Source organism: Streptomyces prasinopilosus (assembly GCF_001419695.1).
Lineage (GTDB): Bacteria > Actinomycetota > Actinomycetes > Streptomycetales > Streptomycetaceae > Streptomyces > Streptomyces prasinopilosus.
Window position 1 is genome coordinate 1 of record NZ_LIRG01000230.1, and the last position, 15694, is coordinate 15694.

The following is a 15694-nucleotide window of genomic DNA, read 5'->3' on the forward strand; positions in this document are numbered from 1 at the left end:
CGCCCCACCGCCGCCCGGGAGGGGTCCCGGGCGGCGGTGGGGCGTGCTCAGCTGAAGGAGTCACCGCAGGCGCAGGAGCCCGTGGCGTTCGGGTTGTCGATCGTGAAGCCCTGCTTCTCGATGGTGTCGACGAAGTCGATGGTGGCGCCGCCCAGGTACGGGGCGCTCATCCGGTCGGTGACGACCTTCACGCCGTCGAAGTCCTTCTCCACGTCACCGTCGAGGGAACGCTCGTCGAAGAAGAGCTGGTAGCGCAGGCCGGAGCAGCCGCCGGGCTGGACGGCGACGCGCAGGGCGAGGTCGTCACGGCCTTCCTGGTCGAGCAGCGCCTTGACCTTGGCCGCGGCGGCTTCGGTCACGAGGATGCCGTCGGTGACGGTGGTGGTCTCGTCCGATACGGACATCTACATCTCTCCCGGGTTGTACGGAGACTGCTTGCCGACGGTTGCAACCGGCGGGGCCGCGGATTCATTCCGGGCCGGGACTCGTTCTCTCGGCTCCTTCCTCATGCTCGCACACGCCCCGGCGAGCGGAAAACGGTCCATCCGGCCTCCTTCCGGACATCATCCGGGAAACCGCCCGGGAAACGGCTCCGGAACCGTCCGGGACCGGCGGGCCGGACCGGAAGGGGGAATGAACGGGTCACTGCCGGGATTCACGTCACATGGACGCTATGGCCGTCGTCAAAGTGACGCGAGCCGGATATGATAGATAGCGTCAATTCGACGAAAAGTCGAACCGGTGTCCCGCTTGTCCCGCCGGTCCGGTCCACACGGGCCCGGCGAGCCGCAGAACAGAAAGGGTGTGTGTCGTGACCACCGCCCAGACCCAGGAGCTCGACGTCCAGCCGACGCCCCTCGCCCTGTTGCTCCTCGGCCGGGAGGCCGACCCGAGGAGCGAGCGCGGTGTGGAGTGTCCCGGCGACCTCCCCTCGCCGTCCGACCCGGACCTGGTGGAACGCGCCCGTGCCGCCAAGGAGAAGCTCGGGGACAAGGTCTTCGTGCTCGGCCACCACTACCAGCGCGACGAGGTCATCCAGTTCGCCGACGTCACGGGCGACTCGTTCAAGCTGGCCAAGGACGCCGCCGCGCGTCCGCAGGCCGAGTACATCGTGTTCTGCGGTGTGCACTTCATGGCCGAGTCGGCGGACATCCTCACCGGCGACGACCAGAAGGTGGTCCTGCCGGACCTCGCGGCCGGCTGCTCCATGGCCGACATGGCCACCGCCGAGCAGGTCGCGGAGTGCTGGGACGTGCTGACCGAGGCCGGGATATCCGACCGGGTCGTGCCCGTCTCGTACATGAACTCCTCCGCCGACATCAAGGCCTTCACGGGCAGGCACGGCGGCACGATCTGCACCTCGTCCAACGCGAAGCGGGCCCTGGAGTGGGCCTTCCAGCAGGGCGAGCAGGTCCTGTTCCTGCCCGACCAGCACCTCGGCCGCAACACCGCGGTGCGGGACCTGGGGATGTCCCTGGAAAACTGCGTCGTCTACAACCCGCACAGGCCGAACGGCGGGCTGACGGCGCAGGAGCTGCGGGACGCGAAGATGATCCTGTGGCGGGGCCACTGCTCGGTGCACGGCCGCTTCAGCCTGGACTCGGTCAACGACGTGCGCGAGCGCATCCCGGGCGTGAACGTGCTGGTGCACCCCGAGTGCAAGCACGAGGTCGTGGCCGCGGCCGACCACGTCGGGTCGACCGAGTACATCATCAAGGCGCTGGAGGCCGCCCCGGCCGGTTCCAAGTGGGCCATCGGCACGGAGCTGAACCTGGTGCGCCGACTGGCGAACCGTTTCGCCCCCGAGGGCAAGGAGGTCGTCTTCCTCGACAGGACGGTCTGCTTCTGCTCCACCATGAACCGCATCGACCTCCCCCACCTGGTCTGGACCCTGGAGTCCCTCGCCGAGGGCAACCTGGTCAACCGCATCGAGGTGGACAGGGAGACCGAGCGGTTCGCCAAGCTGGCCCTGGAGCGGATGCTGGCGCTGCCGTAACCGGGCCTCCCGGGCGCGGGGGACTCCCCCACGTGAAGGCCCCGAGGATTCCTCGCGGGACCCCCTTGCCGGGTCCCCGTCCGGAATCGTCGGGGCCTTTGCGCTCGTGACGTCGCGCCCGGCCCGGGAAGGCTCCCCCGGACCGGGCTCGCGCTCCCGCCGGAAGCTCCGCACGCCCCGCACGACACGCTCGCCCGCGTCGGCCGCGACCCGGCCGGGGTCCTAACCGTCGAAACCGTCCCGGACGATCTTCCGGGCCACCGTGCCGCGCGCGTCGGCGAGTTCCGCGGCGATCCGGCGTTCCCGGTCCCCGTCCACCGCCACGGCCGCGGGCACGGACCCGCCGACGAGCAGGCACTCCCGCCGCAGATGCGTCGGCGGATGGGTCGAGTCGACGCTGTGCCCCCTCAGGACGCCGGCACGCCGCCGACGCTCGTACTCGTGCTCCGGAATCGCATCCATGCGCGCGGCGAGGTGCTCCCACAGTTCGCCCTCCCGGTCCTCGGTCCGCCTGCCGCCGCGCCGTGCGGCCCGGACCCTGTTGGCCTCGATCCGCAGGGCGGCGGCGGCCGAGTCCGCGACGAGGAGCCGGTCCATGAGCCCCACGGCGGCCTCGGTGGAGCCGGCACGGGCGGCCACGGAGTCGGCGAGGTACTCGGCACGCTGAGCCGCGCGCAGCGTCAGCTGGTCGAGCAGCATCAGCACGCCCTGGATCAGCGAGTACGGCACGACGTAGAACAGGTTGACGACCATCTCGCCCGGAGTCGGACCGGCGATGGGGGTGAAGTAGTAGCGCCACGTGGTCAGCGAACGGTACGCGGTCCCCACGACCAGCCCGTGGCGGACGTCCCCATGGCCGTAGTGACCGAGCTCGTGCCCCAGCAGCGCGATGCGCTGCCGGGGCGTGAGGATCTCCCACAGGGGCAGTCCCAGCACCAGCAGACGACGGCCGCGCACGCCGTAGGTCGTGACGGCCGCGTTGGCCTCGGCGTCGACCGCGATCACGTCCACGCCGCGGGTGCCGGCCACGCGGGCGACCTCGTCGATCAGCGCGTACAGTTCGGGCGCCTCGGCGCGGTGCAGCAGGGGTCCCTCCTCGGGCAGCCCGGGCAGCCGCGGCCTGAGCGGCCACGCGAGCGCCAGGAGGAACAGGCCCGGCACCATCCCGGCACCGCCCCAGCCGCTCACGACCCACCAGATCCCACCCGCGGTCAGGGCCAGGGTCACGCCGTGGACGCCGAGCGCGATCGCTTGGGCGAGGAGCGCGGGAGCGTCCCGCCCCGGGCTCGGCGTTCCCCCGGTGGTCACCTCGGCGAGCAGCCTCTCGCCGTGCCGGCGGGCCAGGGCGCGCCGCATCCTCTCCAGACGCTCCGGCCGCTCCTCCGGCCCGGCCGGATCCACGTTCCAGTCACATGCCGCACACCAGTCGACGAACCGGTTGTCCGCACGGATCCCGGCCCCGCACTGCGGGCACGGCCGAGTCGTTTCCCCTGTGGCGCTGCGCATCGGCGCGCTCTTCCCTTCCCCCGCAGCCTCGCAGAGGCTGCCTGTTCATGACAGGCCGAAGCCGATCACGCGGACGCGGCCACGTAAAGCCTCGGGGCCCGGCGGACGCGCGGAGGGGAACGGGGCCGGCCGGGGCGTCCTCGGTGGCCCGCTCACGGCGTGGGCACGTACGCAGGGGCGCCCCCGTGACGACTTCCACGGGGGCGCCCCTTCGCCGTACGCCTGCGGGCGTCAGACCTTCGTCGGTGCCGGCTCGTCCGGGGAGCCCGCGGGCTTCTCCGAGTCCGCCCGCTCCCCGGCCGCCGTGCCCTTCTTCAGGGCCCTCTTCTTCGCGCGCCGCTCCTTGCGGAGCTCCAGCATCGCGTAGAGGGTCGGGACCAGCAGCAGGGTCAGCAGCGTCGACGTGATCAGACCGCCGATCACCACCACGGCCAGCGGCTGCGCGATGAAGCCGCCCTCGCCGGTGACGCCGAGCGCCATCGGGAGCAGGGCGAAGATCGTCGCCAGGGCCGTCATCAGGATCGGGCGCAGCCGGTGCCGGCCGCCCTCGATCACGGCCTCGACGACGCCGTACCCCTGGGCGCGGTACTGGTTGATCAGGTCGATCAGCACGATCGCGTTGGTGACCACGATGCCGGTCAGCATCAGCATGCCGATCATCGCCGGGACGCCCAGCGGGGTGCCCGTGACGATCAGCAGGCCGACCGCGCCCGTCGCCGCGAACGGGATGGACACCAGCAGGATCAGCGGCTGGGCGAGCGAGCGGAAGGTGCCGACCAGCAGCATGAAGATGATCGCGATCGCCGCGAGCATCGCCAGGCCCAGGTTGGCGAACGCCTCGTCCTGGTCCGCGGACACGCCGCCGATCTCGGCCGTCGCGCCCGCCGGGAGGGTGAGCGCGTCGATCTTCGTCTGGAGTTCCGCGCTGACCGCGCCGGTGTTGTCGCCGGTCGGCCGGGCGGTGACGGTGGCGGAGCGCTGGCCGTCGATCCGGGTCATGGACACCGGGCCGTCCACCAGCTCGACGGTGGCGATGTCGCCCAGCTCCACCGGGCCCAGGCGCAGCTTCCTCAGCTCGGCCAGCGTGGTGGCCGGCTCGGCCGACCGGATGACGACGTCCCGCTCGGTGTCGTCGAGGACCGCCTTGCCGGCCGGGGTGCCGCGGACCGCCTGGGCGACGGCGGCGCCGAGCGTCCGGTCGTCGAACCCGGCCGCGGCGGCCCGGGAGGTGGCCTGGACGGAGATCCGCGGCACGCTCTGCGACAGGTCGCTGGTGACGTCCGCGACGTCGTCCAGCGAGGCCACGGCCTTCTGGACCCGGTCGGTCGCCTCGCGCAGCACCTGCGCGTCGGCCGCCTTGACGACGACGCTCAGGTCCTGGCTGCCGAACCCGTCGCCGCTGGCGAGGGTGGTGGTGCCGATGCCGTCGAGTCCGGCGAGGCCCTTCTCGATGCGCTCCCGCACGTCCTCGGAGGACGCGGACTCCTCCAGCATCACCTGGTAGGTGGCCTGGTTGGTGTCCGTGCCGCCGCCGAAGGCGGCCATGAAGCCGGACGAGCCGATGGTGACCTGGTGGTCCTTGACGCCCTCGGTGTCGCCGAGCAGCTTCTCCACCTTCTTGGCCTGCTCGTCGGTCGCCGCGAGGCTGGTGCCGGGCTCCAGCTCCTGACGGACCGTGAGGACCGGCTGGTCGCCCGGGTCGAAGAAGTTGGTCTTGAGCAGCGGGGCCATGCCGAAGGTGCCGAGCAGGACGACGACCGCGATGGCGAGGCTGGCCAGCCTGCGCCGGGTGGCGAAGCCCAGGACGGAGACGTAGACGCGCTGGAGACGGCTCTTCGCCTCCTTCTCCTCGGCCAGCCGGCGTGCTTCCTCGGCGTCCTCGGGGGTGCCCTTCGGGGGACGCAGGAACCAGTACGACAGGACGGGGACGACCGTCAGCGACACCAGCAGGGAGGCGAGCAGGGCCGCGGTGACGGTGAGGCTGAAGGAGCCGAACAGCTCGCCCACCATGCCGCCGACCAGGCCGATCGGCAGGAAGACGGCGACGGTGGTCAGCGTCGCGGACGTCACCGCGCCGGCCACCTCGCGGACGGCGCCCAGGATCGCCTCGCGGCGCTCCTCGCCGTAGCCGAGGTGCCGCTTGATGTTCTCCAGGACGACGATGGAGTCGTCGACGACCCGGCCGATCGCGATGGTCAGCGCGCCCAGGGTCAGCATGTTGAGCGACAGGTCGCGCGTCCACAGCACGATCAGCGCGAGCACGACGGACAGCGGGATGGACACCGCGGTGACCAGCGTCGAGCGGATCGAGGCCAGGAAGACCAGGATCACCAGGACCGCGAAGACCAGTCCGAGCGCGCCCTCGACGGTCAGGCCCTCGATGGCCTTGGCGACGGCCGGCCCCTGGTCGCTGACGACGGTGAGTTCGGCGCCCGAGCCGAGCGCCTCGCGCAGGTCGGGCAGCTTCTCGTCGACGGCGTCCGAGATCGCCACGGCGCTGCCGTCGTGGTCCATGGTGACCACCACGGCGAGGCTGGGCTCGCCGTTGGTGCGGGTGAGGGAGTCGGCCGCGGCCTCCCGCTGCTCCACCTCCGCCACCGAGCCGAGCCGGACCGGCTTGCCCTTGCCGCCGGGCTCGCCGGTGACCATCAGGTCCTCGATCTGCTCGATCGAGGTGTAGCCGCCGCCCACCTGGACGGTGCGGTTGGCGCCCTCCTCGTCGAAGGATCCGGCCGGGACGGTCGCGCCGCCCGCCTGGAGGGCCTGCAGGAGCGACTGCGCCGTGAGACCGGCGCCGGCGAGCTTCGCGTCGTCGGGGGTGACGGTGACCTGGAGGTCGCGCACGCCGTCCACGGCGACCTGGCCGACGCCCTCGATGGCCTCCAGTTCGGTGACCACGGTCCGGTCGAGCTGGTCGGCGAGGGCCTGCTGGTCCTTGTCGGAGGTGACGGCGAGGACCACGGTCGGGATGTCGTCGGTGCTGCCGGCGACGACCTGCGGGTCCACGCCGTCGGGCAGCACGGCCCGGGCCCGGTTGACGGCCTGCTGGACGTCGGCGACGAGCTGCTTGGTCTCGTTGCCGTAGTCGAAGGACGCCATGATCACGGCGTTGCCCTCGCTGGCCGTCGAGGTGACGCCGGAGATGCCGTCGACGGCCTCCAGGTTGTCCTCGATGGGCTCGACGACCTGCTTCTCCACCACGTCCGGCGAGGCGCCCTGGTAGGGGGCGATCACGGAGACCATGGGCAGTTCGATGGTGGGCAGCAGCTGCTGCTTGAGCTGAGGTATCGCGATCGCCCCGAACACGAGCGCGATGATCGACACGAGTCCGATCAGGGCGCGTTGCGCGAGGCTGAATCTGGCCAGCCAGGACATGGGTTAGGCATCTCTCTTCTGTGGGCGTCCGCCGACGTCTGCGGGCGTCTGCGGGCGGGTGGAAGGACGGTCGGGGGTGCGGTCGTGAGGGCGTCCACCGCCACCGTCCGGCGCGCGGGCACGGGCACGGGCGGGGGCACGGCGGGTGCAGCCGGGCGCCCGTTCTACACAGTGGTGCATGGGGAGGGGGCGATCCGTAGGCCCGGAGTCCCGTTCCTCGGGGCCGCGGCTACTCCCCTCGCAGTACACGCGGTGGCGTTCGGTCCGCCCTTGGGCGGACCAGGCCGGTCTCGTAGGCGGTGACCACCAGCTGGGCCCGGTCGCGGGCGCCCAGCTTGGCCATGGCCCGGTTGACGTGTGTCTTCACGGTCAGCGGGCTGACCTCCAGGCGTTCGGCGATCTCGTCATTGGAGTGGCCGCCGGCGACCTGGACCAGCACCTCGCGCTCCCGCACGGTCAGCGAGTCGAGCCGCCGCGCGCGGGCCGGGTCGCGGCCGGCGTCGTCGGACGGGTCCGCCTGGGCGAGGAAGCGGGCGATGAGCCCCTTGGTGGCGGCCGGGGACAGCAGTGCCTCGCCCTCGGCGGCGATCCGGATGGCGCTGAGCAGTTCGCCGGGTTCGGATCCCTTGCCGAGGAAGCCGGAGGCGCCGGCCCGCAGCGACTGCACCACGTAGTCGTCGACCTCGAAGGTCGTCAGGATCACCACGCGGACCCCGTCGAGCTCGGGGTCCGCGCCGATCAGGCGGGTGGCCGCGAGGCCGTCGGTGCCGGGCATCCGGATGTCCATGAGGACGACGTCGGCGCGCCGCTCCCGGGCCAGCCGGACCGCCTCGGCGCCGTCGGACGCCTCGCCCACCACCTCCATGTCCGGCTCGGAGTCGACGAGGACCCGGAAGGCGCTGCGCAGCAGGGCCTGGTCGTCGGCGAGCAGGACGCGGATGGTCATGGGGTCCCCCGGGAGCGGTGGTCACGGGCCGTCCCGGACCGCGGACGGGTCACGAACCGTCGCGGGCCGCGGACGCGCGGGTCTCGACGGGCAGGATCGCATGGACGCGGAAGCCGCCGCCGTAGCGGGGGCCGGTGGTGAGGGTGCCGCGCAGGGCGGTGACGCGTTCCCGCATGCCGAGCAGGCCGTGGCCGCCCCCGTCGCGGTTGCCGGCACCGTCGCGGTTGCCGGCACCGGCGCGGTTGCCGGCACCGGCGCGGTTGCCGGGACCGGCCGGAGCGGGGCCGGACGCTTCGCTCCGGCCGGTGCCCGTGCCGGTGCCGGTGCCGGTGCCGTCGTCGAGGACGGTGATCTCGAGGTGCGGGCCCACCCGGACGACGCTGACCTCGGCCCTCGCCCCGGTGCCGGCGTGCTTCTGGACGTTGGTGAGCGCCTCCTGGATGACCCGGTAGGCGGCCAGGTCGACGGCGGCGGGCAGTGCGGGGGCGTCGTCCGGGCGCCGGTCCTCGCGGGCGACCAGGACGTGCAGGCCGGCGTTGCGGAAGGTGCCGGCGAGGTCGTCGAGGCGGTCCAGTCCGGAGGCGGGCTCGGTGGGTGCCTCGGGGTCGCCGGACTGGCGCAGCAGGCCGACGGTGGCCCGCAGCTCGCCGAGCGCCGAGCGGCTGGCCTCGCGGACGTGGGCGAGGGCCTCCTTGGCCTGGTCGGGCCGCTTGTCCATGACGTGGGCGGCGACCCCGGCCTGGACGTTGACCAGGGCGATGTGGTGGGCGACGACGTCGTGCAGGTCGCGGGCGATGCGCAGGCGCTCCTCGGCGACGCGGCGGCGGGCCTCCTCCTCGCGGGTGCGTTCGGCCCGCTCGGCGCGTTCCCTGATGGCCTGGACGAAGGCGCGGCGGCTGCGGACGGCGTCCCCGGCGGTGGCGCCGATCCCGGTCCAGGCGAGGATCGCCAGGTTCTCCTGGGCGTACCAGGGCAGCGGGCCGGCGATCATGGCGGCGCCGGTGAGGACGGTCGTGGTGAGCAGGCCGACCCGCCAGGTGGTGGGGCGGTCGGTGGTGGAGGCGACGGTGTAGAGCGCGACGACCACGCACATCGCGACCGGGGCGCGGGGATCGCCGGTGACGGACTCCACCAGGGAGGCCCCGCCGGTGAAGGCGAGGACCGCGAGGGGCGCCCGGCGCCTCAGGGCGAGCGCGGCGGCGGCGAGCACCATGAGGAGCAGGCTGAGCGCGTCGGGCGTGCGCAGCTTCCAGGTGACGCCGTCGGGGCCGTGCGGCTCCACGAAGGACCCGGCCACGATGCACACCAGGACGCCCGCGGCCAGGGCCGCGTCCAGGGCGAAGGGGTGCGCGCGCAGCCGGCGCCGGGCGCGCTGGAAGGTGCTCACGACCGTTCACCGTACGGGGTCGCGGGGGCGCACGGGGGGCGGGCCGGTGACGGACCGGCGGTGAGGACCGCACCTGTCGCGAACGGACCGGCACTGACCGGTTCGGACGCGAACGGTTCGGATGCGAACGGTTCCGGTGTGCGCGGCACGCGTGTGCGCGGCACGCGTGTGCGCGGTGCGGCCGTGGACGGCCCGGTCGCGGGTGGCCCGGCGGGCCGGGGGCTCATGTGCCCGGGATCAGTCCGTCGCCGTCGTCGCCGAGCAGCTCCCGGACCTCCTCGATGGTCGCGTCCGGGGAGGGGAGGATGAGGTCGGAGGGTTCCAGGGTGTCGTCCGGCAGCGGTTCACCGAGTTCGTGGACCCGGTTCAGCAGGGCGGTGAGGGTGCGGCGGAAGCCGGGGCCGTCACCGGCGTCCATCTCGACGAGGAGTTCCTCGTCGAGTTTGTCCAGCTCGGCGAGGTGGCTCTCGGCCAGAGCCACCTGCCCCTCCCCCATGATCCGTACGATCATGTCGGCCTCCTGAGCCGCCCCGGCGGGGGCTCGGTCGTCGTCGGCACGGTGTCCCGTGCGGCGGTCACTGCTTGTCGAACCGCGGGGCGTCCTGCGGCTGCTGCTGGGCCGGGGACTGCTCGCCGCCCTCGATGGCCTGCTTCTGGTCGGAGGTCCCCCCGGCCAGCTCGGCCTTCATGCGCTGCAGTTCCAGCTCCACGTCCGTACCGCCGGAGAGCCGGTCCAGCTCGGCCTGGATGTCGTCCTTGTGCATGCCGGACTGGTCGTCGAGGGCGCCGGAGGCGAGCAGTTCGTCGATGGCGCCGGCCCGCGCCTGGAGCTGGGCGGTCTTGTCCTCGGCCCGCTGGATCGCCAGCCCGACGTCGCCCATCTCCTCGGAGATGCCGGAGAAGGCCTCGCCGATCCGGGTCTGCGCCTGCGCCGCCGTGTAGGTGGCCTTGATGGTCTCCTTCTTCGTGCGGAAGGCGTCGACCTTGGCCTGGAGCCGCTGGGCGGCGAGGGTGAGCTTCTCCTCCTCGCCCTGGAGCGTCGCGTGCTGCGTCTCCAGGTCCGTCACCTGCTGCTGGAGGGCGGCGCGGCGGGAGAGGGCCTCGCGGGCGAGGTCCTCGCGGCCCAGCGCGAGCGCCTTGCGGCCCTGGTCCTCCAGCTTGGAGGACTGGGACTGCAGCTGGTTGAGCTGGAGTTCCAGGCGCTTGCGGCTGGTCGCCACGTCGGCCACGCCCCGGCGGACCTTCTGGAGCAGCTCCAGCTGCTTCTGGTACGAGTAATCGAGGGTCTCGCGCGGATCCTCGGCCCGGTCCAGGGCCTTGTTCGCCTTCGCGCGGAAGATCATCCCCATACGCTTCATGACACCGCTCATGGGCTTCGCGCGCCCCCTTCTGACGGACTCCGGCTCACACTTCTGCGACAGAACCCACAGTACGGGCCCTGCATCCATTACCGCACTGTCCAGGGGTGGATGCGCTCATCCCCAAGGACGACCCGCGTCTCCTCCCGGTCCGGCGCAGGGAGTAGGTGATCCCCGGGTGCCGGCCGGACAACCCGCCCCAAGTCGCACGCAACGCCCTCTGTGTCTGTCCTCTACAGACGCGTGGTGTTGCCGGATCGTTCCCCCCGGGGCTGGGGTCCAACCCCGGACACCCCGTACCCTTGGGTTTTGTGTTCCGTAGCCGTGCCAAGGAAGAGAAGGCCCACGCCGACAAGGCGACGGTGACCGACTCCAAGCAGACCCGCCACCCGGAGGCCCCGAAGGGCCGTCCCACGCCCAAGCGCAGCCAGGCCCAGACCCAGCGGCGCAGCGTGGCCAATACGTCGATGACGCGCAAGGAGGCCGCCAAGCGGCAGCGTGACGAGCGCCGTGCCGCGATGGAGCGCCAGCGCCAGGCGCTGGCCAGCGGCGACGAGCGCTACCTGCCGGCCCGCGACAAGGGGCCGGTGCGCCGGTTCGCGCGCGACTACGTCGACTCGCGGTTCAACATCGCGGAGTACTTCCTGCCGATGGCGGTGATCATCCTGGTGCTGAGCATGATCCGGGTGCCCCAGCTGCAGAACGCCGCGCTGCTGCTGTGGCTCGTCGTGATCGTGCTGATCGTGCTCGACTCCGCGGTGACCGGTTTCCGGCTGAAGAAGCAGCTGGCCGAGCGCTTCCCCGACGACAGGCGCCGCGGCGCCGTCGCCTACGCGCTGATGCGTTCGCTGCAGATGCGCCGGCTGCGTCTGCCCAAGCCCCAGGTCAAGCGCGGGGAGCGGCCCTGAGCACCACACCGTTCGCCGACGGCGCGGCGCCGGCGGTGCCCGCGCAGTCCTCGTCCGCCGACGCCTCGTCCGCCGACGCTTCGTGCGCCCGGGCCTCGTCCGGCCGGGGCGGGTCGCCGGGTGACCTGCGGGAGGTCGTCCAGCAGGAACTGGTGGCCCGCCAGCTCGACGAGCAGATAGCGGGACGGTTCCCGGTCGGGCGGCGGCTGCGCGTGCTGGACGTCGGCATGGGCCGCGGTACGCAGGCGCTGCGCCTGGCCCGGGCCGGCCACCAGGTGACCGGTCTGGAGCGGGACACGGAGATGATCTCCGCCGCGCACGCGGCGCTCGCCGGGGAGCCCGAGGGCATCCGGGAGCGGGTGCGGGTCGTCGAGGGCGACGGCCGCGACACCGGGGTGCACTTCCTGCCGGGCAGCTTCGACGTGGTGCTCTGCCACGGCGTCCTCATGCACGTGACGGAGCCGGACCCGCTGGTGGCGGGGCTGGCCCGGATGCTCGCGCCCGGCGGCCTGCTGTCGCTGCTGGTGCGCAACGGCGACGCGCCGGCGATGCGGTCCGGCCTGCGCGGCGACTGGGCCGGGGCGCTGGCCGCGTTCGGCACGCCGTCTCCCGCGGACGACTCGGACGCCGGGGTGCGGGCCGACCGGCTGGCGGACCTCACGGCGACGCTCGCGGGGCTCGGTGCGCCGCTGCACACCTGGTACGGGGTGCGGGTCTTCACGGACGCGGCGGTGGACGGGTCGCACGTCGCGGACTCCCCCGGCCACCCCGACGACCTGGCGGCGCTCCTCGCGGTCGAGGAGCGGGCCGGCCGGACGGACCCCTACCGCGGGGTGGCGTCGCTGCTCCACCTGTGCGGCGTACGGGGCTGAACGAACGGGGCGGGCGGGGGCGTGCCGCCCCCGCCCGGATTCCCGCCTCCGGGGCCTCACGCCCGCGGGTTCACGCCTCTTCGGCGTGCAGGCTCATCGGCCCGTAGATCTCCGTGGTGTCCTCCAGCAGCCGCACCCGGTCGGCGCCGCCGTCCACCAGGGCCTTCCAGTTCTCCCCGATCCAGGACTCGGCGTCCCCCTGCGTGGTGAAGTCCTCCGGTGTCACCGCGGGCTCGACCTGCGTCCCGTCGGCCTTCTCGAACCGCCACGTCCATGCCGCCATGTACGCCTCCGTGGGTATGGGCACCTGCACGCCAGGAGCCGGATCACGGTCCGGCTCCTGGAGCAGAGCCTAGAGCCTGTCCGGCGGATGATCCGGTGGATCACCGGTGGCGGTGCCCGGCCGGACGCGCAGGAGCCGTGGGGAGGGGCGAAAATCGGGTCCGTGGAACTCACTCTGCTCGGCACCGGTGCCCCCGCGGGCCTGCCCCGCCCCGACTGTCCCTGCGCGGCCTGCGCGTCCGCCGCCGGTCCCCGCGCGCGCGCCGCGACCTCGCTGCTGGTGGACGGCTCGCTGCTGCTCGACCTGATGCCGGGCGTGGCGTTCGCCGCCGCCCGCGCGGGGCACTCCCTGGGCGGTGTGCGCCAGGTGCTGCTCTCCCATCCGCACGACGGCCCCGCGCTCGAGGTGCCGGCCGGGCTGCCGCAGCCCGGGCGGGTGCCGGACGGCCGGGAGCTGGCGCTGCTGACGGGCCACCGGGTGCGGGCGCTGGCGCTGGACGCGCCGGGCACCGGGTACGCGGTGACCGGTCCGGAGGGGCAGCGGCTGCTGTACCTGCCGCCGGGCACGGCGCCGGCCGGTCTGGAGGAGCCGGCCGAACCGTACGCCATGGTGCTGCTGGACGTCGTGGGGCGTCCGGACGCGCTGGCGCGGCTGCGGGCGGTGGGCGCGGTGGGGCCGACGACGGACGTCGTCGCCGTGCACCTCGACCACGACGTGCCGCCGGGCGCGGAGGAGCGGCGCCGGCTCGCGGCGGCCGGGGCGCGTGCCGTACCGGACGGGACCACGCTGGAGGTGGGCGCCTACGAGCACGTCCCCGACCTGCCGCGCCGGACGCTGGTCCTGGGCGGGGCGCGGTCCGGCAAGTCCGTGGAGGCCGAGCGCCGGCTGGAGTCCCTGCCCGAGGTGCTGTACGTGGCGACCGGCGGGTCCCGCAACGGGGACACCGAGTGGGCGGCCCGGGTGTCGGCCCATCAGGAGCGGCGGCCCGGCTCGTGGCGGACCGTGGAGACCTGTGACGTGGTGCCGCTGCTGGCGGCCGACGGACCGCCGCTGCTGGTGGACTGCCTGTCGCTGTGGCTGACGGACGCGATGGACTCCGTCGGGGCGTGGGACGACGCCCAGTGGGCGGACGGCGGGGAGCGGGCCCTCGGGGAACGGGTGCGCGAGCTGACGGACGCGGTGCGCGCGACCCGGCGGACCGTGGTGGCGGTGTCCAACGAGGTGGGCTCGGGCATCGTCCCCGCCACCGCGTCCGGCCGCCGCTACCGGGACGAACTCGGGCGGCTGAACACGGCGTTCGCGCAGGAGTGCGAGCAGGTGCTGCTGGTGGTGGCCGGCCAGGCACTGGTGCTCCGGGGGTGAGCGCCGGTCCCCGGGGTCCCCGCCGGCGGGCGGCTCCCTGCGGCTCCGGGTGCCTCGGGGCCGCCGGGGTCCGCCGGTTGCAGCCGGTTGCCGCCGGCGGTGCCCGACGGTTCCGGCTCGTCGAGGACCGTGCCGGGGTCCTTCTCCGCCGCACACGGGGATCCGCCGCGCTCGGGGAGACGTGCGGCCTCCGCGCGAGCGCCGTGCCGGTGTGCCCCTGAGCCGGGACCCGGAGGACGCCGCGTTCGCGGGGGTGGGGCGGGCCGGCGGATCCCCGTGCGGGGGCGGATGACCGGCTGCCGCACCCCTCGGGATCGAGGGCGGCCCCGCCCGCCCGGACGCGTTCCGGCCCGTCCGGGAGCTCCTTCCCTCCGGACGGCGCGGTGGCGCTCGATGTGCCGGGGCGGCACCGGGTCGCCGGCCTCCGGCCGCCGTTCGCGGATCCCCGGCCGTGCGGGGGTCGTCCCGTCCGGCGCGGTCTTCCGCGCCGGCCGTCCTGCGGGAGGACCGCTCCCGTGGCCGGACGAGCGCGGGCGGGACCGGGAGCGCGGTCAGTGCGACGGCTTCCGCGCGATGATCCGGTAGGCGTTGGCGAACGGGGTGAGCCGCAGGACGGGTGCCAGCGCGAGGTCCGCCAGCGTCGCGACGGCGACCAGCGGGGCGCCCGCGCGCAGCAGTACGGCGCGCGCCTGCTGCTGGAACGGGGTCGGCGGGATCGCGCGCCAGGGGGCGTCCGGGGCGGGCAGGGCGTGGGAGAGGGCCAGCGCGGCGGCGCCGGCCAGGTCGTACGGGACGTACAGGCCGCGGTGCCCGGACCGGGACCTGCCCGGTCCGGCGGACCCGGTGGTGACGATCGTGCAGCCGAGCGCCTCCAGTTCGGCCCGGAGGTTGCGCGGCGGCAGCAGGTGGAGCCGGCGGGGCTGGTCGTAGGACAGCCACCGGCTGCCGAACAGGGCGGCGAACGCGCACCGGGGGTCCAGGGTCTCGACGAGCAGGTGGCCGCCGGGGCGCAACGCGGCCAGGGCGGCGCGGAGTTCGGCCCGCGGTTCGGTGGTGTGCTCGAGGTGGTGCAGCAGGCTGACGACGTCGTAGCGGGCCGCCACCCGGGCCAGCAGCTTCGGGTCCGTCAGCGCGCCGATGTGCGCCTCCTCGACGCGGCCGAGGACGCGGGCGCGTTCGACGCGCGCGGTGAGGTCGGTGCCGTCGAAGGCGGTGTAGGGGAAGAACTCCCGCGCGGTGTCCGGGAAGCGGCCGTGCCCGGTGCCGACGTCCAGCCAGCTCTCCGGTTCGCCGAAGCGCAGCATCGCGCGGGCCGTGGCCCGGCGGCGGCGCGGGGCGTCGCGCAGCGCGAGGACCCGGTCGGTGACGGCGTCCCGGGGGGCTCCGCGCGGCGTCCGGCGGTGGAGGGCCAGGCCCTCGGCGGTGAGCCGGGGGTTCTGGAAGGTGTGGCCGCACTCCCGGCACGCGTCGACGGTGAACCGCCCCGGCCGGTGCCGCCGCAGGTCACCGGTGCGCAGCCGGTTGCGCAGCCGCGTGGAGCCGCACCAGGGGCAGTCTCCCCGGCGCGGTTCGTGCACCCGCGCGGAGGCCTGCTGCGCGGGGACGACCGGAGCACGGGGGGCGGCGGACGACGGGACGGCGGGCGACGGGACGGTGGCGGGCGCGTCGGGTTCGGACATGGCGGCTCCGGGTGAGTCGGGC

The 15694-nt window shown here is 73.9% G+C and carries 13 protein-coding genes; 4 read left to right on the plus strand and 9 right to left on the minus strand.

The window, feature by feature from the left end; all coding sequences use genetic code 11:
• Positions 1–47 precede the first annotated feature (47 nt).
• Positions 48–404 (minus strand): HesB/IscA family protein, encoded by a 357-nt coding sequence (locus AOK18_RS11170; RefSeq protein WP_055574575.1) that lies wholly within the window; start codon positions 402–404, stop codon positions 48–50.
• Positions 405–811: 407 nt separating this feature from the next.
• Here AOK18_RS11170 and nadA point away from each other — a divergent pair, with 407 nt between their 5' ends.
• On the plus strand, positions 812–1996 hold the full coding sequence (gene nadA, locus AOK18_RS11175) for a quinolinate synthase NadA (protein WP_055694227.1): 1185 nt from the start codon (positions 812–814) through the stop codon (positions 1994–1996).
• 222 nt (positions 1997–2218) lie between these two features.
• Here nadA and AOK18_RS11180 read toward each other — a convergent pair whose 3' ends face one another.
• The 6 genes from AOK18_RS11180 to AOK18_RS11205 form a co-directional block, all read right to left on the minus strand.
• On the minus strand, positions 2219–3352 hold the full coding sequence (locus tag AOK18_RS11180; RefSeq protein ID WP_338119108.1) for a M48 family metalloprotease: 1134 nt from the start codon (positions 3350–3352) through the stop codon (positions 2219–2221).
• Between the two features lie 381 nt (positions 3353–3733).
• Positions 3734–6877 carry an efflux RND transporter permease subunit gene (locus tag AOK18_RS11185; RefSeq protein ID WP_055694229.1) on the minus strand — a complete coding sequence of 1048 codons (3144 nt, stop codon included), beginning with the start codon at positions 6875–6877 and terminating at the stop codon, positions 3734–3736.
• Between the two features lie 229 nt (positions 6878–7106).
• Complete coding sequence (locus AOK18_RS11190) at positions 7107–7823, minus strand: response regulator (RefSeq protein ID WP_055571042.1); 717 nt, start codon at positions 7821–7823, stop codon at positions 7107–7109.
• Between the two features lie 49 nt (positions 7824–7872).
• Entirely contained in the window at positions 7873–9210 is a 1338-nt protein-coding gene (locus AOK18_RS11195; RefSeq protein WP_055694230.1) for a sensor histidine kinase, read from the minus strand.
• Positions 9211–9433: 223 nt separating this feature from the next.
• A complete protein-coding gene (pspAA, locus tag AOK18_RS11200; RefSeq protein WP_055571044.1) occupies positions 9434–9721 on the minus strand; it encodes a PspA-associated protein PspAA in 288 nt (95 codons plus the stop codon).
• 64 nt (positions 9722–9785) lie between these two features.
• The gene (locus tag AOK18_RS11205; protein ID WP_276205347.1) at positions 9786–10568 is read right to left on the minus strand and encodes a PspA/IM30 family protein; all 783 of its coding nucleotides are present in this window, start codon (positions 10566–10568) and stop codon (positions 9786–9788) included.
• A 272-nt stretch (positions 10569–10840) separates the two neighbouring features.
• Between AOK18_RS11205 and AOK18_RS11210 the strand changes: the two genes are divergently transcribed.
• Positions 10841–11476, plus strand: a complete 636-nt coding sequence (locus AOK18_RS11210; protein WP_074993770.1) for a DUF3043 domain-containing protein — start codon at positions 10841–10843, stop codon at positions 11474–11476.
• 152 nt (positions 11477–11628) lie between these two features.
• Complete coding sequence (locus AOK18_RS11215; protein ID WP_055571047.1) at positions 11629–12348, plus strand: class I SAM-dependent methyltransferase; 720 nt, start codon at positions 11629–11631, stop codon at positions 12346–12348.
• Positions 12349–12418: 70 nt separating this feature from the next.
• On the opposite strand, the gene AOK18_RS11220 is transcribed toward AOK18_RS11215, so the two are convergent.
• A complete protein-coding gene (locus tag AOK18_RS11220) occupies positions 12419–12631 on the minus strand; it encodes a hypothetical protein (RefSeq protein ID WP_055571048.1) in 213 nt (70 codons plus the stop codon).
• 162 nt (positions 12632–12793) lie between these two features.
• Between AOK18_RS11220 and AOK18_RS11225 the strand changes: the two genes are divergently transcribed.
• Entirely contained in the window at positions 12794–13993 is a 1200-nt protein-coding gene (locus AOK18_RS11225; protein WP_055694232.1) for a bifunctional adenosylcobinamide kinase/adenosylcobinamide-phosphate guanylyltransferase, read from the plus strand.
• A 551-nt stretch (positions 13994–14544) separates the two neighbouring features.
• On the opposite strand, the gene AOK18_RS11230 is transcribed toward AOK18_RS11225, so the two are convergent.
• Positions 14545–15672 (minus strand): methyltransferase domain-containing protein, encoded by a 1128-nt coding sequence (locus AOK18_RS11230; RefSeq protein ID WP_079104955.1) that lies wholly within the window; start codon positions 15670–15672, stop codon positions 14545–14547.
• Positions 15673–15694 lie beyond the last annotated feature (22 nt).

Bases quoted from the DNA above. Each gene is read 5' to 3' on its own strand.
- AOK18_RS11190 (WP_055571042.1), bottom strand. From the start codon at position 7,823: ATGACCATCCGCGTCCTGCTCGCCGACGACCAGGCCCTGCTGCGCAGC.
- AOK18_RS11230 (WP_079104955.1), bottom strand. From the start codon at position 15,672: ATGTCCGAACCCGACGCGCCCGCCACCGTCCCGTCGCCCGCCGTCCCG.
- pspAA (WP_055571044.1), bottom strand. From the start codon at position 9,721: ATGATCGTACGGATCATGGGGGAGGGGCAGGTGGCTCTGGCCGAGAGC.
- AOK18_RS11220 (WP_055571048.1), bottom strand. From the start codon at position 12,631: ATGGCGGCATGGACGTGGCGGTTCGAGAAGGCCGACGGGACGCAGGTC.
- AOK18_RS11185 (WP_055694229.1), bottom strand. From the start codon at position 6,877: ATGTCCTGGCTGGCCAGATTCAGCCTCGCGCAACGCGCCCTGATCGGA.
- AOK18_RS11180 (WP_338119108.1), bottom strand. From the start codon at position 3,352: ATGCGGCGCGCCCTGGCCCGCCGGCACGGCGAGAGGCTGCTCGCCGAG.
- AOK18_RS11170 (WP_055574575.1), bottom strand. From the start codon at position 404: ATGTCCGTATCGGACGAGACCACCACCGTCACCGACGGCATCCTCGTG.
- AOK18_RS11205 (WP_276205347.1), bottom strand. From the start codon at position 10,568: ATGAAGCGTATGGGGATGATCTTCCGCGCGAAGGCGAACAAGGCCCTG.